This is a genomic window from Lewinella sp. IMCC34183 (assembly GCF_003390915.1).
Taxonomy (GTDB): domain Bacteria; phylum Bacteroidota; class Bacteroidia; order Chitinophagales; family Saprospiraceae; genus Neolewinella.
The window spans coordinates 166,517-184,446 of sequence record NZ_QMEM01000004.1 but is presented as its reverse complement, the minus strand read 5'-3'; the positions used below and the strand labels follow the sequence as shown (position 1 = coordinate 184,446).

Genomic DNA, 17,930 nt, shown 5'->3' with positions numbered 1-17,930 from the left:
TCCGGTGAAGTCACCCCGTCCGCTCCTGCTTTCCCTGTTCCTGCTGGTCTTTGCCTGCGGCGATGAGGACCCGCTGCGTATTCAGCTGACCCCCGAGCAACGCGACGCCTACCACGCGATCGCCCTGGCCCGCATCGACTCTCTGCGTCCGATCCTGGACAGTTTATGCTCGGCCACGTTCGAGGACCGCGTCGCCATTGCTACCGACAGCATCGTGCAGCGGCGCCTGGAAGAGGAGGCCCGGCTGCGGTCGCGCATTCCCCAAATCTCCCGCCAATGAGGTGGGCGGTGCTTCTCGGGGTGTTGTGGCTGACCGCTTGCGGGCCGGAAAAGATCGATCCGGCCCAGATCATCGAGGAGCGCGCCGCTGCTCAGGTAGCGGCCATACAGGCAGGCATGCTCCGGAACTGTGAACGGGATGTTCTCGAAGCCGCGGTGATCCGCGCGGATTCCCTGCTGCTCGAGCGGGCCCGCCGGATGCGCCGCATCGCCGGTCGGCCGCCGCGGCCGGGCCGGCCGGGGGAGCCGCCCCAGCAGGAACTATCCGGACCCCTTCCCCTGCGGCCGCTGTTTCCCTTCGAAATACGCTTTGATACGTTACTGCGCGACAGCCTCTTTCGCGATAGTCTGCAACAGGACAGCCTGCTTCGCGACAGTCTGTTTAGGGATAGTTTACGGCTGCTGCCGTCCCCGGAATAACGGTTTTTGTCCCCGCGTAACGGGTATGCGATCCCCGGGTTTGTGTCACTTATACACTTACAAAAAGCATTTAGTACGCAATTTTGTAAGCGATCTGTTTTCTATCTCCCCCGTGGAACATATATTTGCGATACGTAGGCGCTCGCCTCTCGTTTGATGAAGGCTTTTGTAGCCTCCGACTCAGGAATTTTATTTTTTGCAATTTATTCGAAGCCGGGGCAGCCCGGCTTTTTTTATGCCAGGATACTGGCGGCGTAGCCGTAGTGGCGCACGCCCTCGGTCTCGTCGCGGCTATCGTGGACGTCGGCCAGGAAGAACGTTCCTTCGCCGTGTTCCGTGACGTTTTCGGGCAGGTTGCAGCGGTGCAGTTGCTCGTAGGTAGCGTAGTCGATCCGCTGGCGGTTGTCGAGGCGCAACTGCAGATCGAATTCCCCGGCCTTCTCTTTCCAGTCCTGCTGTACGGTGGCGCCGAAGACCTTGGCCTTGGACCCGCTGCCGTAGGCAAATACGAGGATCTCCCGGCCCTCCAACTGATCATCCCCCCGCAGACCGGCCTCGAGAATAGCCATCATGCTGAGGAAGACACTGCCGGAATACAGGTTGCCGACCCGCGAGCTGGCCCAGTCGCCCGGGGCCAGGTGGGTCTCCACGAAGTCTTTGTAATCGTCAGTCTTGGTGACGGCCCGCAGGAATTCGCTGCACTTGGTCAGGTACTTCTCGCGGTCGTTGTAGTCGTCGGCGCAGGGCACGTCCAGCTGATTGCGCTCGGTAAAGTCCACCCACTGCCCGGTGGCCTTCAGTTCTTCCATGTAGATCTCGGAAAACATCCGCCGCGCCTGGTAGGCGTAGGGGAGGTGGAAGGCCAGGGCGGCGTAGTCCTTGACGAGGGTGCCGGCCTTGCGCCCGTGGCGGCGGCGGTAGTCCAGCAGGGCTTCGCGGATGCGGGCCTGGTAGGCCTCGTTACTGTACGGTCCGTCGAAGACCGGGGTGTCCTTGTGTATGGTCAGGAACCGCTCGTTGCAGTCCAGAATACCGTCGACGGTGAGGCCCTGGGTCAGCTTTTCCTCGAGCTCGGCGAGCCGGAAATCCTCCGCCGACAGGTCGGGCAGTAGGTTGATGACCTCACGGATGATCTCCCGCTTGCTCACCTTGCGCTTCGGTTTGAAAAAGTCGTGGGCGGGGCGGGTGGCCACGCCGAAATCCGGATCGATCGCCAGTAGTTTCGGGTCCTGCCGCACCAGCATGGCTACCGCGCCGGCTCCCTGGGTATACTCGCCGGTGGTCGCCATCTCGTACTTGGCGCTGTCGCTGCTCACCACGATACCTACGCGGCCTTCCTTGGCGGCGGCCCACTCCAGGGTGTTCTGGAGAGCGTCCACGCCCCCGATGCATGCGAAGGTCAGGTCCACCACGTCGCAGTGAAGAAAACAGTTCGGCCCGTAGGCATCGGCGAAGTGGTCGGTCAGCATGTCGAGTACGTAGGTCGCCGTGGGCTTGGCTCCGTCGAGGGCGCTTTCGGTGCCCAGGTAGAGCCGGCCGAGGTCGCAGGGCTCCAGGTCGTTCTTGTGCATCAGGTCCAGCACGGCGTTGGCGGCCATGGTGGCGGTGTCTTCCCGGGCGTCGGCCAGGGCCATCTCCTGCAGGCCGAGACCGTGCTTAAGCTTTTCGTACGGAAGCTTCCGGTGCTCGGCCAGTTCCTCGATGGGCAGGTAAAGCTGGGGAAGGTATACGGAGAAATCGTCGATGCCGACGGTAGGGGTGGCCATGTTGCGATAGGTTGGTAGCTATCGTATCCAACGGCGGCGGGCGGCGCATGGTTTTACCCGCGGCGGCTTTCCCCCCTTACGGAGTTACGTGGCAGTGGCGCAGGTACTCGAGTACGAGGGCGGGTACGAGTTCCCCGGTGAGGCTGTGGCCGCAGTCGCGGGTGGTGATGAGGGTCGACCCCGCCCAGTTCTCGTGCATCAGGTAGGCGCTGGCGATGGGGGCCAGGTCGTCGCATTCGTCGTGAATGATCAGTCCCGGCACCTGCAGGTTGCGGGCGTAGTTGACAAAGGAGATATCGGAATAGCTTACGTCCAGTTTCCGCCGGAACTGATCGTCGATCCCCTTTTTCACCTTTTCGTGGACGCCCAGAAAATCGCAGAACTTGTCGATGAAGTGCTCCAGCTCACCCGGCACGGCCATACTCACCAGCTGGCTGGGTACGTAGCGGGCCTCCATCTCGGTCAGGTAAAGGATCGCGGCCATCCCGCCCGCCGAGTGGGCGATCCAGTAGTCGGGCGCAAACTCATGGTAGCCCAGGTAGTCGGCCAGGGCCTCGGCGTAGATGAGGGCGCTGAACCGGCTGCCGCCGCTCTTCCCGTGGGCGGGCGCGTCGAAGGCGTAGATGGAATAGCCCGCCGCCCGCAGTGGCTCGAAGAAGGCGAACCACCGTCCCGTATGGCTTTCCCAACCGTGCAGGAGCAGCACGCTCGGCCCCTTGCCCGGCCAGTGAAAGCACTGCACCTTGGTACCCGCCGCATCGATGGTGTAGCGTTGTGCCTGCTCCATAAAGGCGGTGCTCAGGGGCTCGTCGGCCGCCCGCCGCGGCTTGCTCAGCAGGTAGTATCCCAATGCACCGGCCTGGCGGCGCGACATGCGTGCCGTACCGTTGAGCAACCTGCGGATGCTCCCGATGACGAACTTTTCTTTCCTGCCGGCCATGGCGGTTCGGGCGATTTGTAGGGACAAACTTAAAATTCATTACGGGAACTTGTGCACGGAACGGGTCGTTATCTCCCTCCTTAGCCCCGCGTCATGATCCCTCTGCTGCCCCGCGTCCGCCGGTTATACGTCCGGTCCTTCTCCGGTTTGCCCCGGAAAGTATGGCTGTTGTCCCTGGTGATGGTGATCAATCGCAGCGGTGCCATGGTGATCGCCTTCCTGTCGGTCTACCTGGTCAACGCCATGGGCTACTCGGCCACCGACGCCGGCTGGGTCATGGGGGCCTTCGGCGCCGGCGGCATCGTCGGCAACTACGTCGGGGGCCTGCTCAACGACCGCTACGGTTCCTGGCACATCATGGTCTTCAGCCTGATCATTGCCGGGGGCTTGCACATCCTCATCGGGCAGGTTACTTCCTTCTGGCCGCTGTGTATTCTGGTTTTCCTCACCTCCCTGACGGCCGATGCCTTCCGCCCCGCCAACCGGGCGGCGATCGCGGTGTACGCCCCGCCCGATTCCCTCACCCAGTGCTACGGCTTGCAACGCCTGGCCGCCAACCTTGGCTTCTCGATCGGCCCCGCCCTGGGTGGCCTGCTTATCGCCGTATACGGCTACGAAAGCCTGTTCTGGGCTGACGGGCTCACTTTCTGGCTGGCGGCCGCGCTGTTCCTGGTGGCGCTTCCGGCCGACGAGACGGCGCGGCCCCTGGCATCCACCGCACCTGCGACCCCGCCGGAAGGTGCTCCGCTTGCCGAAACACGGTCCGGGATGCGGCAACCCTGGTTGATCCGCATGGTCCTGGCCAACGCCTGCGTCATCACCTGCTTTTTCCAGATCTTCAGTACGGTGCCGGTCTACCTCACCCAGCAGGGCTACACCGAGGGGCAGTTCGGCCTGCTGCTCACCATCAGCGGCGTGACCATCGTGGCCGTGGAAATGCCCATGGTATACGTGGCCGACCGACGCTACCGCCCGCTCTACGTCATGCTGGGCGGTACGGTGCTGATCCTGGCGGGCTACTTCATTCTGCCGCTGGCCGTACTCACGGGCTACGCGCTGCTAATTGTCTGGATACTCCTGATCACTTTCGGGGAGATCCTCTTCATGCCCTTTACGAGTACCTACGTCGCCAAGCACGCGCCGCCGGCCCGGCGGGGCGAGTACCTGGGGTTGCTCTCGGCCAGTTTTTCCCTCGCGTTTATCCTCACGCCCCTCCTGGGCTTCCAGTTGGCGGAATACTTCGGCTACGCCGTCTCCATCTATGCCGTTTCGGGCCTGGGCGTGGTGGGGTTGTTATACTTGCTCACGATCGACGGGGCGCGGGAGGCCCGGCAGCGGGAGCTCGCCTTCAGGTAAGTACGTCGATCACCGTCTTCAGGGTCACGAAGAAGGGCTCACGGGCCTCGGCGGAGATAGCGTTTTCTTCGTCTTCCGACAGGGTGAGGTCCTCCACGAAGGCCAGCAGCTCTTCCTCGTCGCTGGCTTCGAAGAAGGGGGTCAGCCAGTCGCGCAGGGTGGGGGCCTTGCTGGCGGCGAAGATCTCGTAGTTGCGCTCCTCGGCCTGGGAAATGGCCTCGCCGCTGACTTCGCTCAGGCCGGATCGCTCGTCGTCGACCGCCTGAAAGATGACGAGGGCCGCGAAGAGCAGCAGGTCGCGCTCGTCGTCGGTGAAGGCCTCGACGTCTTCGTTGGTCAGGTACTCCATCAGCTCCGGCTGGCTCTCCGCGAAGTCGCGGATCTGGGCCTCGTATTCCGCTCCGTCGTTTTCCAGGCGGTCGAGGGTGCGGTCAATGGTGGCTTCTGAAATCATGGGCGGGGCCGCGGGTGCGGGGTTCGGGGCTAGAGCTGCCCGATCTTTTGGTTTACGAATCCAAACCGTCCGCCGGCCTCGTCGATGATGAGGAAACAAAAGGCGTCGGGGTGCTCCTTATAGACCTTACGGAAGGGGTCGACCTTTTCCCGGTCGATCACTTGCCGGGCCACGAGCTCCTCGAGGGTGGTCACGTTGATGGTCCAGACCAGGGCCCGGGGCGTGGGAACCTCCAGCACGAAGATACCGGGCAGGCTCTCCAGGTCCTCGCCGGCGTAGGCCACGAAGATGGGATAGTTACTGACCTTTTCGTCCACAACGGTAGTGGCCGCCTCGTGGAGCGGGGCGTGGTAGGGGGTGATGTCGGTCTGTAGCTGTAGCCAGTTGGCGTCGGTCTGCATAGTCGGCAAAGTTAGGGAGCGAGGCGGACGCGCGTCCATTCGGTGCCGTCGGCGTCCGTGCGCGTGTACGCCAGGCGGTCGTGCAGGCGGCTGCTGCGCCCCTGCCAGAATTCAATGAGGTGGGGGATGACAACGTAGCCGCCCCAGTGCGCGGGTTTGGGCAGGGCCTCGGTATCGGCGAAGCGCTGCTCGATTTCCTCCTTGCGGTTATCGAGGAACTCCCGGTCGGGGATCTCGTCGCTCTGCGGGCTCGTCCAGGCTCCGATCTGGCTCTTCTTGGGCCGGCTCTGGAAGTACTCGGTGGAGGCGGCTTCGTCGAGCTTCTCGACGCGGCCCTCGATCCGGACGGACCGCTGTAGCTCGAGCCAGTTGAACACCATGGCCACGTGGGGGTGGGCGTCGATCTCGTGGCCCTTGCGGCTGTCGTAGTTGGTGTAGAAGATGAAGCCGCGGTCGGTCACTTCCTTCAGCAGGACGGTACGGGCGGCGGGGTGGCCGTCGGCGTTGACGGTCGCCACCACCACGGCGTTGGGTTCGGGGTCGTCGCTGTCCTTGGCCTCCTTGAACCACTGGTCAAACAGGGGGAAGGGGGCGTCCGGAGCGTCCTTTTCGAGGAGTACGTCGGCCTGATAGTCGACTCGCAGGTCTTGTGCGTCAATGGCCATAGGGAAGGGGTTTGCCGCCGCGGGGGCGGGTCGGGTGTACGGTGCGGCGGAGCAACGGTGCCCGCGCCGCATGTGAGACAGCGGAAGGGGCCGACACGTTCATTGTGCCGCTTAAAACCGGTGGGGGGAACGGGCTAGGCCGCCGCCTTCAGTACCTCCAGCATGCCGCCTTCCAGCTTGGACTTGGCGTAGACGGTATCGATGGTGTAGTGCTTCACGTCCTTGCGGCCGGGTAGATCGAACATGGCGTCCGTCATGATGGCTTCGCAGATGGAGCGTAGGCCCCGTGCGCCGAGCTCGTATTCGAGGGCGGTCTGGGCGATATACTCGATCACGTCGTCGCTGAAGGTAAGGTTGATGCCCTCCAGGCGGAACAGGTGCTGGTACTGCCGCAGCAGGCTGTTGCGGGGCTCGACGAGGATGCGCTTCATGGCGTCGAGGTCGAGGGGGCGCAGGAAGGAGATGATGGGCAGGCGGCCGATCAGCTCGGGGATCATCCCGTAGCGCTTCACGTCGCGGTGTGTGATGTACTGGAGCATGTCCTCCTCCCGGATCTGCTTCTTGTTGGCGTTGCCGTAGCCGATGACCTTGGTGTTGGTCCGGCGGGCGATGATCTTTTCGATACCGTCGAAAGCACCGCCGCAGATGAAGAGGATATTCTGGGTATTAACCTTGACGAGCTTTTGCTCGGGGTGCTTGCGGCCACCCTGGGGGGGTACGTTTACGTCGGTACCCTCGAGCATCTTCAGCATGGCCTGCTGTACGCCCTCGCCGCTTACGTCGCGGGTGATACTGGGGTTGTCGCTCTTGCGGGCCACCTTGTCCATCTCGTCGATGTACACGATGCCGTGCTCGGCGGCGCTCACGTTGTAGTCGCAGACCTGCAGGAGGCGGGAGAGGATACTTTCCACGTCCTCGCCTACGTAGCCGGCTTCGGTAAATACCGTGGCGTCGACGATGGCGAAGGGGACCTGCAGCAGTTTGGCGATGGTCTTTGCCAGCAGCGTCTTGCCGGTACCGGTGCGGCCGACGAGGAGAATATTGCTCTTCTCGATCTGCACCTCATCGTCGCTGGTGGAGGGGTGGGAGAGGCGTTTGTAGTGGTTGTAGACGGCGACGGAGAGGATCTTCTTGGCCTCGTCCTGGCCGATAACGTATTTGTCCAGATGCTCTTTGATCTGGCTGGGGATGATATTCTTGGGGAGCTTGAACTCGAATTTGCCCGCCTTGGCTTCCTTCGGCGGTGCGTCCTGGGCTTCGGGGTTGAGGCCGCCGTAGAGTTCCTCGGCGACGATTTCCTGGGCCTGTTCGACGCAAACCTCGCAGATGTGGGCGTCCAGCCCGGCGACCAGCACCAGGGCGTCGCTCTTGTCGCGGCCGCAGAAGGAACAGCGGAAATCTTGTTTTTTACCTCGCATCATGAAGTCGGGGGTGTGTATAAGTGGGTATAGCGTAAAAAGCGGGCGGGCCGGAAGACGTTACGTCTGTACGGCCCGCCCGGTGTGTCGTAGGGAGAAAAGGGGAGAGGTTACTTGTCCTCGGCCTTTTCCCGGTTCAGCACTTCGTCGACCAGGCCGTAGCTGACGGCCTCGGTCGCCGTCATCCAGTTGTCGCGGTCGCTGTCCTTCTCGATCTCCTCGAAGGAGCGGCCCGTATGGTTGGCCAAGATAGTGTACAGCTCCTCACGCAGCTTCGAGATCAGGCGGTAGTTGATCTCCATGTCGGAGAACTGACCCTGCATGCCACCGCTGGGCTGGTGGATCATGACGCGGGCGTGGGGCAGGATGGAGCGCTTGCCCTTTTCGCCGGCGGCGAGCAGGACGGAGCCCATCGAGGCCGCCAGTCCGGTACAGATCGTGGCCACGTCGGGGGTTACGTACTGCATGGTGTCGTACATACCCATGCCGGCGATCACGCTGCCGCCGGGGCTGTTGATGAACATCTGCACGTCACGCTTCGGATCCACCGATTCGAGGAAGAGCAGCTGGGCTTGTACTACGTTGGCTACGTAGTCGGTCACGGCTACGCCCATGAAGATGATGCGGTCCATCATCAGGCGGCTGAAGACGTCCAGGGCGGCTACGTTCATCTGCCGCTCCTCGATAACGTTGGGTGAGAAGCCCGTGACCTGCGGCGGCGCCATGCCGCCGATGGACTGGGCGTATTTCTCCAGGTGCATCGTACTCATACCCATGTGGCGGGTAGCGTACTTCATGAATTCATCCTGGGGGACTTGGGGAGTCATATCGTTCTAATTTTTAAGAGTTCTTCTCCCCGTAAACGGCACCGGGGGCGCTAGGGTTGAAGCGCCTACTCCTCCTCGGCGGCCGGCGGGGTATTGGCCTCGTTGAACGCCTTGATGGTATCGTTGAACTCTTCTACGGAGAGGGGCTGCTCTACCAGGTTCATGTCCTCGCGGATGGCGGCCATGACCTTCTTCTCCATGGCGTTGCTGCTGAGCTCCTCGCGCTGCTTCTCGTCCTTGAGCATATTCTGGATGTAGTTGTCCAGGAACTCGTCGTTGAGGAAGGCCGGACGCTGGCCGCCGAGCATCCGCATCAGCGATTCCAGGGCTTCGGCGCGGACGTCCTCGTACTGCAGCTCGATCTCTTTTTCGGTGGCGACCTTGTTGCGGATCAGCATCCACCGGACGCCCCGTTCGAAGAGCTCGAAGTTGCTTTCCTGGTCGTCCTTGCTCAGCTTGTGCATGAGGTCGATGGGCAGTTCGAAGTCGTTGCCCTCGACCAGCGCGCGCTGGATCTCGAAGTTGGCCATCGAGACGCCCTGGGCGTTGAAGCCCTTGGCATTCTCCTCGGCGAGCCGCTCTCGCAGCTCCTCCTCGTTGGTGACGTTGCCTTCGGGGTCGAACTGGATATAGAACTCCTCGTTCAGCTCGGCCGGCACGAGGCGGCTGATCTTGTTGACGGTGATAGTGAAGGACTTGCCGCTGAGGTCGGTATCCTGCTGCTCCTCGTCGAGCTCCAGCAGGTACTTGCGTACGTGGCTCTCGCTGCCGTTCTCTTCTACCTGGCTGAGGTCATCGACGGTAACGGTAGTACCGATGTTCTGGCCGGAGAGTTGCTCCTTGACGCCCTCGCGCAGGTTGTCTACATACAGCTTGGTTTCGTTGGTCAGCTCACCGTCCACTTCCTGGATGGTCACGTCGAGGATATCTTCCGCTTCGATGGGGCCTTCCTCGATCTCCTTGGTTTCGCCGCGCTGCTTGCGCAGGTTCTCGACGAGCTCGTCGAGGAATTCATCGTTGGTGTCGAGGACGTACTTCGTGAACGACTGCTCCGGCAACTGGAGCTCGAAGGTGGGCTCCAGGCCGAGGTCGTAGGCCAGGCGCAGATCCTTGATGTTGCCGGCACTGATCTGCTCGACGGGCTCACTTTCGTCGGGCAGGGGGCTGAAGATGAGTTTGAGGTCGTTCTCTTCGATGTAGGTGTAGAGCTCCTGCTGGATGCTGCGGTCGAGCAGCGGGCCGAAGACCTGGTTGCCCATCAGCTTGCGCAGGGCCGACAGGGGGGTCTTGCCCTTGCGGAAGCCCTTGATGCTGACGCGCTTGCTCTCTTTCTTAAGTTCTTCGTTGAGTTTCTTGCTCAGTTCTTCTTTCGGAAAGAAGAGTTGGATGCGACCCGTGACCGGTCCGGTCTTCTCGTACGTTACTTCAGCCATTTGCTTATACTTTATAAAGAAGGCCTACCGGGTGGCAGGCCGTCCGATTCGCCCTGAAGGGCGGAAAAGGTGTGCGGGTGAAAGGACTCGAACCTTCACGCCTTGCGGCACTAGATCCTAAATCTAGCGTGTATACCAATTTCACCACACCCGCGGAAAAAGGACCGCAAAGGTACAATCTTTGAATTTATTGCGCAAGGGGATGAAAAACGGGAGCCACCGGCCCGCTCAGCCGGGGCACGGCACGTCCGGTTCGCGGTTGCCTGCTGGCCAACTGGGGCAAGTATCCGCGTACCGCATCGGAGGAGGCCGGTGGGGAGGGATTATCCCGGCATCTCGTAGATGAAGCGCTCTTCCACAATCTGGCCGTTGTGGACCCGGTACACGCACATCTCGTGTTCCTGCACGCGGTTGCCGTCTGCGCGGGTGACATCGATGCCCATGCCCACGGTGAAGTAGTTTTCGTAGACCAGCGGCTCCGTACAGGTAAGGGCGTGCACGGTCATGCCTTCGTCGTAGGCCTCGCTCTTGGCGATCAGGTGATCAAGGCCGAATACGTCGCCACCGGGAACGCCGGGCATTTCGTGGCTACTGGCATTCTGAGCGAAAAGTTCCCGGTACGCCTGGGTGGATTGTTGCTGGCGGCAGAGTTCGACCAAACGGTCGGCAAGTTGCTGGGTAGTCATAGCAGTTGGTTGAGGCTACTAAATTAGGGTCGGCTGGAAAACGAAACAAATAATAGTTTAAACTATTTCAGTTAAATGAATTGTGTTTAATCCAAGTTGGTGGATGAACGCGCTTGGCCCCGCACCCGCGTCCCGCCGCCCTACCTTTGCCGCATGTCCGACGCCCTGCCTACTTTCTGGACCACTACCGAACGCGCCGTGCAAGACGGAGCGCTGGTCAAACTCACGCTCAGCAAGCCCCGCCGCAAGGATCCCGCCACCCCCCGGAATCTTTACGCGCGCCCCGTGGAGATCCGCGACGAGCGCCTGCTGCAGGTCACCCACCGCTACGCCGACCGGGAGGAAGCCAAGAACTACGACTACGACAGCGGACTGGCCTACCTGCGCGAGCAACTCGTCACCGTTTACTACAACGGCGACCTCTTCACCACCGACGCCAAGCTCTCCGTCATGCAGAGCCGCAAAGGCAACGCCCGCCTGCGCGGCGACGCCGTGACCCACGCGCCGCCCGTGCTGGCGCACAACCGCGACAAGCACCGCGACGTAGCCGCCGACCGCCCGTACCTGCACGCCCTGGGCATCACGACCGCGGAGGGGCGGGTGACCGCGGCCGGTCGCCGGAAGTACAAGCAGATCAACAAGTTCGTAGAGATAATCGACGGCCTCGTGCAGCAGCACCCGCTACCCGCCGGTGCCCACGTGGTGGATATGGGCTCCGGCAGCGGTTACCTCACCTTCGCGCTGTACGACCACCTCGTCAATACGCTGGGACTGGACGTGCGCGTCACCGGGGTTGAACTGCGTCCCGCGCTGGTGGAGCAATGCCGGGAGATCGCAGCCGAGAACAACTTCACCGGGCTGCACTTCGTGGAGGGCTACATCGACAGCTACCAGCCCGAGCGCCTGGATATGCTTATCGCCCTGCACGCCTGCGATACCGCTACCGACGATGCTCTCTTCCAGGGCCTGCAGGCGCAGGCGGAGATCATGATCGTCGCCCCCTGCTGCCAGAAGCAGGTGCGCCGCGACATGGAGGTACCCGCCGACCTCCGTCCCCTGCTCGACCACGGCATCCTGCTGGAGCGGCAGGCGGCCATGCTCACCGACGGCCTGCGGGCCCTCTACCTGGAGGAGCAGGGCTACGCGACCAAGGTATTCGAGTTCATTCCCCTGGAGCACACCGCCAAGAACGTCATGATCACGGCCGTAAAACAGCCCGGTGCTACCGGCGGCGGCGCGCAGGTGCAGCGGGAAGCCCTGAAGGAACGCTTTGGGGTTCGGCGCCATTACCTGGAGGAGTTGCTGGAAGGGCGTTGTTGAGTTGGTGCGTTACCCTACTGATATTTCTCGCTTGCTGCGCGCGGCCGTACGGGCAAACGCAGCAACGCAGTAATGCAGCAATTCACCAACCCCACCCACTACCGTACCTTCGCACCATGCCCATGCGCTGCCTGATCATCCTGCTACTGTTGCCCCTGGGGGGTATCCTTGCTCAGCAAAGCACCAACCGGACCGTCAATGCCCGGGCCGAACTGGCACGCAAGGAAATCACCATCGGCGACCAGATCTACCTCAGCGTCAACATTTCCGCGCCGCCGGGCACCACGGTGTACCCCCTGTCGGGCGCGGCCATCGATGACCTGCCGGGCGCCGAAGTGATCCGGGAGGAGGACCTGCGCACCGTCGCCGAAGCCCCGGAACTGCTGTTGGAGCAGCGCTTCCTGATCACCAGTTTCGATACGGGCTACGTGACCATACCCCCGCTGCCGGTCTTCTTCGAGACTGCGGCCGGCGTACGCGATACGACCTACACCGACGACCTGTTGCTGACCGTGAAGGGGGCCGTTGTTTCCGCCGAGGACGATATTCTCCCCATCAAGCCCATCATCGAGGAGCCGCGTAACCTCCTGGACTACTGGTGGGCCTTCGCCCTGCTGTTAGTCGTGCTGCTCGGGTTGGGCTACCGGGAATCGCTGCGCCGCCGGACGGCCGCCGCACCTGCGCCCCCGCCGCCGCCCGCCCCCCACGAAACGGCCCTGCGCCAACTGGACGAACTGAAAAAGCAGGAACTGTGGCAGGCGGGCCGTACCGACGCCTACTACGTGGAGCTGACCCGCATCCTGCGTACCTACCTGCAGGCCCGCTTCCACGTGCCGGCCCTGGAGATGACGACGCGGCAGATCACGACGGCCCTGGACACCCGGGCGGACTTTGACCGGGAGCAGCGCAGTGAACTGGGTGAACTGCTGCAGCTTTCCGACCTCGTGAAGTTCGCGCAGGCCACCCCGGCTGAGGAACTGCACCCCCGCAATTTGGCACGGGTACGGGAGTTTGTCGTGGAAACGAGGCCCGCCCCGGAAATCGAAACCGGGGACCTCGCCGAGGCGTCTTCCCCCAAAGACCTCTCCTGATGGGCTGGTGGAACCAATTCAATTTCGTGTATCCCTGGCTGCTGCCCCTCGCGGTGGTGCCGGTGCTGCTCTACCTCTGGAACCAGCGGCGCGCCGGCGAGCGGATCGTGAGCCTGCGCCTGCCGAGTACCCGGTCGGTGGACGGACTGACGAGCTGGCGGAGTACCCTGCGCCCCTTCCTGCCCCTGCTGCGCGTAGCTGCCCTGGTGCTGATGATCGTGGCCCTGGCCCGCCCCCGCCTCGACCTGAGCGAGGAGTCGGTCACCGCCGAGGGCATCGATATCGTGCTCACCATGGACCTGTCGACCAGCATGGGCGCCCAGGATTTTCAGCCCAACCGCCTGGAGGTGGCCAAGCAGGTGGCCCGCGACTTCGTCAGCCGCCGCGAATACGACCGCATCGGGCTGGTGGCCTACGCCGGGGAGGCCTATACGAAGGCGCCGCTGACGGTGGACAAAGAGATCATCGACCGCTTCATCGGCGAGCTGCAGATGGGCGAGATCACCGACGGCACCGCGATCGGTCTCGGTCTGGAGACGGCCATTAACCGCCTGAAGGACAGCGAGGCCGCCTCGAAGATCATCATCCTGCTCACCGACGGGGAAAACAACGCCGGCGACCGCCACAAGCCAGAAGTGGCCGCCGAGATCGCCAAGCAGTTCGGTATCCGGGTGTACACCATCGGGGTGGGCAGCGGCGAGGAGACCCTGATGCCCTCCGCGCCGATCGGGGGCGGCCGCTACCGCTTCAAGCCTACGCGCGGCACGGTAGACGACAAGTTGCTGGCCTACATCGCCGAGGAGACCGACGGCCGCTACTTCCGGGCCCGCGACACCGAAGAACTGGAAAGCATCTACGACTACATCGACGAACTGGAGAAGACCGAGATCGAGACGACCGTCTTCAAGCGCTACGAGGAGCAATTCGGCCGCTTTCTGTGGCTCGGCTTCGCGCTGCTGCTGCTGGAAACCCTCCTGCGGTATACCGTGTTACGTACGATCCCTTAACGACGTATATGAGTTCGCTTTCCTCCCCCTCTTCCGGCCCGGGCAGCGCCGCACGGCAGCAGCTCGCCGTGATCTACAACCTGATGAACATCGAAGGCAAACCCGGCTACGAGCAGGTGTCCTTCGACGAGCGCATGTTCGCGCAGCTGTCCGACCTCCTGGACCTGCTGCCCGCGGCGGGCGTCACCGAACTGCTGTTCCGGCTGAGCGAGGGCGTACCCGCGTTGAAGGTGGCGGAGCTGTACAACATCCTGATCTGGTCGGCCGACGCCCGCGGCGCCATCGACGCCGAGGAACTGCAGGAATGGTTCTACTCGAAGCAGCGCCGCCGTATCGAGATCGCCGCCCAGGTCGACCTCTTCCCCAGCAATAGCATGGACGAGAGCGAGCGGGTCGTGCAGGACCTGATGAAGCAGTTCCCGGACCTGCACCACCTGTTGCGCCCACTGCAGAAGGAGATCAAGGCGCAGGTAAAGGAGGAGCGGGCCTGGTCGGACTACCGCCGCGACACCTTCGAGATGCCGAAGGAGATGACGCCGGACATCCTGAAGATCATCAAGGACATCAAGCTGCGGTAGGGCCCTGGAAGGCTCCCCGGACAAGCCGTACCTTTAGCTTCCTTTCTACAACGATTACCCATGTTTAGAGTAGAACATCCCGATTACCTCTGGCTCCTGCTGCTGGTACCGATCGTCGTCGGGCTGTTCTTCTGGTACTGGCGACAGCGGCGGGCGGCGCTGGACCGCTTCGCCGACCGGGAACTGCTGGACTACCTGGCCCCCGGCGTAAACCGGCGGCTGCCGTGGACGAAATTTATCCTGCTCGCCATCAGCCTGCCCCTCCTGGTCATCGCCCTGGCCAATCCGCAGTGGTCGGCGCAGCGGGAAGAGATCAAGCGGCGGGGCATCGACCTGGTCGTGGCTCTCGACATCAGCAACTCCATGCGGGCCGAGGATGTGAAGCCGAGCCGGATGGACCGCGCGCGCTTTTTCACCAATACCCTCATCGACGAACTAAAGGGCAACAACATCGGCGTGGAGCTCTTTACCTGCACTGCCGTGATGGCCGCCCCGCTGACCACCGACTACGCCTTCGTGAAGAGCGTGGTGAGCACCGCCGCCCCCTACCAGATCAGCGCCCAGGGTACCAACCTGGCCGAGGCCATCACTACCGCGGAGGCCGCCTTCGACCCGGAAAGCGCCAACCACCGTGCGCTGATCATCGTCTCCGACGGCGAGGATCACGCCGGGGCCGCCGCTTCCGCCGCCGCCGCGGCCCACGAGGCCGGATTGCTGGTCTACACCGTAGGCGTAGGACAAGCCAGCGGCAGCCTGATGCCGGTGCAGCTCAATAACGGGCGCAGCGACTACATCCGCGAGCCGGGTGGCGGACCCGCCACGACCAATGCCGACGCGGCCACGCTCGAAGAGATCGCCAACAGCGGCGGGGGTGCCTATTTCGCCCTCAGCGGCGACAGCGAGAACCTGGCGCAGGCCCTGCGCGCCCAGGTGGACCGCATCGAGAAGCAGGAATTCGAGACGCAAGAGTTCAGCAGTTACGACAGCTACTTTTACTGGTTTCTGGCTCCGGCCGTGCTGCTGCTGCTGATCGATGCTACCCTGGGGCGCAAGGACCGGCGGGTAGCGGAGCGGTACGAGGTGTAGTACGATGCTGCCTCCTGGCAGCGCCGGTACAGTGCGGCCTCCGGCCGCGATGACCCGAAGCCCCCCGAGGTATCCCAAGCCAGTACACCTCCCAGATATAACGATGAAAACGTACCATACCACCTTCGGCTCCGAAGTCGACAACGACGGGTATTACCTTGAATTTCGCGATGACCCCGCGGACCCGTTCGCATTCCTGACCTTCTGGGTCGATGACGACGCCAAACTACACGCCGCCGTGGGCAAAGGGGAGAGCGCCGTCAAGCTGGGGGTAGAAGAACTGAGAACCATGATCGAAGGGGCAAGCAAGCGGTTGTCCGAGGCCAAAGCGAACTGGGATATCGCCCGACGGAAGTTCGATCGCGAATAAGTCAGCGGAAAAAAGATTAGCGCTTTCGAAGGGTCGGAAACAGCCATGCCCGAAAAATCGTTAGTTTTATACCCATGGCCGACCACACCGACAAGACCAAGCGCCAGACGACCTTCTGGCACTCAGATCCCCCGCTCATGAGCGAGCGGGTGCGCGAGATCGTGAGCCACCCGGTCAACGCCGAGCGTCTGATGGATGCGGTCCTCGCTTTGCAGCGGGGCGACCTGGAAAATGCCCGCTTTCGTACCGTGCAGTACGAGCGGGAAAACGGATTGGAGGAAGGCCAGTAACTTACGGGGATGAGCCTGGCGCTGTCTACCGTTGTTCTCTTCATCCTTCTGTTGCCTGGCATCGCATTCCGACGACTGTACTACAGCGAGGAATTTTCACAGCAATATTTTCGGGAGAATCTCTTTCTGGTCTTCACGGCTACCATCGTGCCCAGCCTGATGTTTCAATTGGTCTGGTACTGGCTCGGGCAGCTGTTTACGCCGGCACCGAGCCTTTCCGCCCTTGGCGAATTGGTTTCCGGCGACTCCGTAACCGCAGCACTGGCCGGAGTCGAAAACGACCTACGCTGGATCGTCCTCCATCAGGGTAGTCTCTGCCTGCTGGCAGGACTGACGGGTTTCGCCGCCCGCAAGGTGGTGCGCAGCCGGAAGTGGGACCGCCGCTACAAGCTCTTCCGCTACCGCAACAACTGGCACTATACCCTGAAGGGCGAATTCTTCGACTTCCCCCGGGCCGAATACAACCTGGAGCGCGACACGGTAGAGGACATCGAACTGGTCAGCGTAAATGCCGTGCAGGATACGGCGGCCGGGAGCTACCTCTACATGGGACTACTGGTTGACTACGAACTGGCCGCCGACGGTGGGTTGAAGACGATCAGCCTGAAGGCCGTCCGCCGCCGCCCGCTCACGCAGGACGCTCCGCCATCTGACCCCCACGTCGATCGCTTCTACCGGATCAAGGGTCACATGATGGTCCTGAAGTATGATGAGCTGAAGAACCTGAACCTGACCTACCTGAAACTGGTGGAGGGGGAGAATGGCTACCGCTCGCCGGTGGAGGTGTATTAGGAGGAGGTGGCTTCCGGCCGCGGGGAGCATCGCGCTCGGAGAGCTCGTCTTACTTCGCGGTTGGAAACCTCGTTCTACTGCGCTGCCGGAGGCAGCATCGTACTTCCGCTGCCGGAGGCAGCGTTGTACGGAGGCGGCTACAGCTCGCGTACGATGCGCCAGTAATTCCCGTGCTCCAGCCGCAGTACCCGCTCGGCGATCTGCTCCGGTGAGTCGTCGGGATCGAGGCGCACGGCCGCCTGGTAGATGATGCTGCCCTCGTCGTAGTTCTCGTTGACGTAGTGGATGGTGATGCCGCTCTCCGTTTCTCCGGCCTCCTTCACCGCCGCGTGTACGTGCTTGCCGTACATCCCCTTGCCGCCGTACTGGGGGAGCAGGGCGGGGTGGATGTTGACGATCCGTTTCGGGTAGGCCTGTACCAGATAGGGCGGGATCAGCCACAGAAAGCCGGCGAGTACGATCAGGTCGACCTTGTATTCCTCGAGGGCCCGGAGCAGTTCCCCGCCCGACGCCCAGTCGCTCCGCTTCACCACGAGGCTCGGCACCCCGCGCTCCGCCGCCACCGTGAGGCCGCCGGCCGAAGCCTTGTTGCTGACGAGCAGTACCGCCTGCACGCCGTCCTCGGGATACGCCTGAAAGCGGTCGATCATCACGCGGGCGTTGCTGCCCCCGCCGCTGACGAAGATGGCTATGCGTTTGCTCATGGTTGCAAGAACGGAAATTCGTTGGTGAATTGGTGCGTTGCGCATTG

The 17,930-nt window shown here is 62.6% G+C and carries 21 protein-coding genes and 1 tRNA gene; 11 read left to right on the top strand and 11 right to left on the bottom strand.

What is annotated here, in order from left to right; translation table 11 throughout:
• Window positions 1–4 precede the first annotated feature (4 nt).
• Both DQG19_RS10535 and DQG19_RS10530 read left to right on the top strand, forming a co-directional pair.
• Complete coding sequence (locus DQG19_RS10535) at window positions 5–280, top strand: hypothetical protein (protein ID WP_116126218.1); 276 nt, start codon at window positions 5–7, stop codon at window positions 278–280.
• Window positions 277–699, top strand: coding sequence for a hypothetical protein (locus DQG19_RS10530; RefSeq protein ID WP_116126217.1), 423 nt, complete (start codon window positions 277–279; stop codon window positions 697–699). Before DQG19_RS10535 ends, DQG19_RS10530 begins: the two co-directional genes overlap by 4 nt.
• A 233-nt stretch (window positions 700–932) precedes the next feature.
• Here DQG19_RS10530 and DQG19_RS10525 read toward each other — a convergent pair whose 3' ends face one another.
• Window positions 933–2,465: a hydroxymethylglutaryl-CoA synthase family protein gene (locus DQG19_RS10525; RefSeq protein ID WP_116126216.1), complete on the bottom strand. Its 1,533-nt coding sequence runs from the start codon at window positions 2,463–2,465 to the stop codon at window positions 933–935.
• A gap of 76 nt (window positions 2,466–2,541) precedes the next feature.
• Window positions 2,542–3,432 carry an alpha/beta fold hydrolase gene (locus tag DQG19_RS10520; protein WP_157974443.1) on the bottom strand — a complete coding sequence of 297 codons (891 nt, stop codon included), beginning with the start codon at window positions 3,430–3,432 and terminating at the stop codon, window positions 2,542–2,544.
• 66 nt (window positions 3,433–3,498) lie between these two features.
• Between DQG19_RS10520 and DQG19_RS10515 the strand changes: the two genes are divergently transcribed.
• Complete coding sequence (locus DQG19_RS10515) at window positions 3,499–4,761, top strand: MFS transporter (RefSeq protein ID WP_116126214.1); 1,263 nt, start codon at window positions 3,499–3,501, stop codon at window positions 4,759–4,761.
• On the opposite strand, the gene DQG19_RS10510 is transcribed toward DQG19_RS10515, so the two are convergent.
• From DQG19_RS10510 to DQG19_RS10475, 8 genes are all read right to left on the bottom strand, one after another.
• Window positions 4,754–5,215 (bottom strand): hypothetical protein, encoded by a 462-nt coding sequence (locus tag DQG19_RS10510; protein WP_116126213.1) that lies wholly within the window; start codon window positions 5,213–5,215, stop codon window positions 4,754–4,756. The two genes, DQG19_RS10515 and DQG19_RS10510, sit on opposite strands and share 8 nt — an antisense overlap.
• Before the next feature lie 29 nt (window positions 5,216–5,244).
• Complete coding sequence (locus DQG19_RS10505; protein ID WP_116126212.1) at window positions 5,245–5,616, bottom strand: hypothetical protein; 372 nt, start codon at window positions 5,614–5,616, stop codon at window positions 5,245–5,247.
• Window positions 5,617–5,627: 11 nt separating this feature from the next.
• The gene (gene pdxH, locus DQG19_RS10500; RefSeq protein ID WP_116126211.1) at window positions 5,628–6,281 is read right to left on the bottom strand and encodes a pyridoxamine 5'-phosphate oxidase; all 654 of its coding nucleotides are present in this window, start codon (window positions 6,279–6,281) and stop codon (window positions 5,628–5,630) included.
• A gap of 134 nt (window positions 6,282–6,415) precedes the next feature.
• Entirely contained in the window at window positions 6,416–7,699 is a 1,284-nt protein-coding gene (gene clpX, locus DQG19_RS10495) for an ATP-dependent Clp protease ATP-binding subunit ClpX (protein WP_116126451.1), read from the bottom strand.
• Window positions 7,700–7,809: 110 nt separating this feature from the next.
• Complete coding sequence (locus DQG19_RS10490; protein WP_116126210.1) at window positions 7,810–8,526, bottom strand: ClpP family protease; 717 nt, start codon at window positions 8,524–8,526, stop codon at window positions 7,810–7,812.
• A gap of 65 nt (window positions 8,527–8,591) precedes the next feature.
• Complete coding sequence (locus tag DQG19_RS10485) at window positions 8,592–9,959, bottom strand: trigger factor (RefSeq protein ID WP_116126209.1); 1,368 nt, start codon at window positions 9,957–9,959, stop codon at window positions 8,592–8,594.
• A 72-nt stretch (window positions 9,960–10,031) separates the two neighbouring features.
• A tRNA-Leu gene (locus DQG19_RS10480) sits at window positions 10,032–10,113 on the bottom strand.
• 169 nt (window positions 10,114–10,282) lie between these two features.
• Window positions 10,283–10,645 carry a SnoaL-like domain-containing protein gene (locus DQG19_RS10475; protein WP_116126208.1) on the bottom strand — a complete coding sequence of 121 codons (363 nt, stop codon included), beginning with the start codon at window positions 10,643–10,645 and terminating at the stop codon, window positions 10,283–10,285.
• A 153-nt stretch (window positions 10,646–10,798) separates the two neighbouring features.
• Between DQG19_RS10475 and DQG19_RS10470 the strand changes: the two genes are divergently transcribed.
• The 8 genes from DQG19_RS10470 to DQG19_RS10435 all read left to right on the top strand — a co-directional run bounded on the left by DQG19_RS10470 (window position 10,799) and on the right by DQG19_RS10435 (window position 17,179).
• A complete protein-coding gene (locus tag DQG19_RS10470; protein WP_116126207.1) occupies window positions 10,799–11,965 on the top strand; it encodes a class I SAM-dependent methyltransferase in 1,167 nt (388 codons plus the stop codon).
• 116 nt (window positions 11,966–12,081) lie between these two features.
• A complete protein-coding gene (locus DQG19_RS10465; protein ID WP_116126206.1) occupies window positions 12,082–13,056 on the top strand; it encodes a hypothetical protein in 975 nt (324 codons plus the stop codon).
• Entirely contained in the window at window positions 13,056–14,063 is a 1,008-nt protein-coding gene (locus tag DQG19_RS10460) for a vWA domain-containing protein (protein WP_232826490.1), read from the top strand. The genes DQG19_RS10465 and DQG19_RS10460 overlap by 1 nt, the downstream gene beginning before the upstream one ends.
• A gap of 8 nt (window positions 14,064–14,071) precedes the next feature.
• A complete protein-coding gene (locus tag DQG19_RS10455; protein ID WP_116126204.1) occupies window positions 14,072–14,641 on the top strand; it encodes a hypothetical protein in 570 nt (189 codons plus the stop codon).
• 60 nt (window positions 14,642–14,701) lie between these two features.
• Window positions 14,702–15,727 carry a VWA domain-containing protein gene (locus DQG19_RS10450; protein WP_116126203.1) on the top strand — a complete coding sequence of 342 codons (1,026 nt, stop codon included), beginning with the start codon at window positions 14,702–14,704 and terminating at the stop codon, window positions 15,725–15,727.
• 103 nt (window positions 15,728–15,830) lie between these two features.
• Entirely contained in the window at window positions 15,831–16,097 is a 267-nt protein-coding gene (locus DQG19_RS10445) for a hypothetical protein (RefSeq protein WP_116126202.1), read from the top strand.
• 74 nt (window positions 16,098–16,171) lie between these two features.
• Window positions 16,172–16,387: a hypothetical protein gene (locus tag DQG19_RS10440; protein ID WP_116126201.1), complete on the top strand. Its 216-nt coding sequence runs from the start codon at window positions 16,172–16,174 to the stop codon at window positions 16,385–16,387.
• A 9-nt stretch (window positions 16,388–16,396) separates the two neighbouring features.
• Complete coding sequence (locus tag DQG19_RS10435; RefSeq protein WP_116126200.1) at window positions 16,397–17,179, top strand: hypothetical protein; 783 nt, start codon at window positions 16,397–16,399, stop codon at window positions 17,177–17,179.
• A 137-nt stretch (window positions 17,180–17,316) separates the two neighbouring features.
• On the opposite strand, the gene purN is transcribed toward DQG19_RS10435, so the two are convergent.
• Window positions 17,317–17,883, bottom strand: a complete 567-nt coding sequence (gene purN, locus DQG19_RS10430) for a phosphoribosylglycinamide formyltransferase (RefSeq protein ID WP_116126199.1) — start codon at window positions 17,881–17,883, stop codon at window positions 17,317–17,319.
• Window positions 17,884–17,930 lie beyond the last annotated feature (47 nt).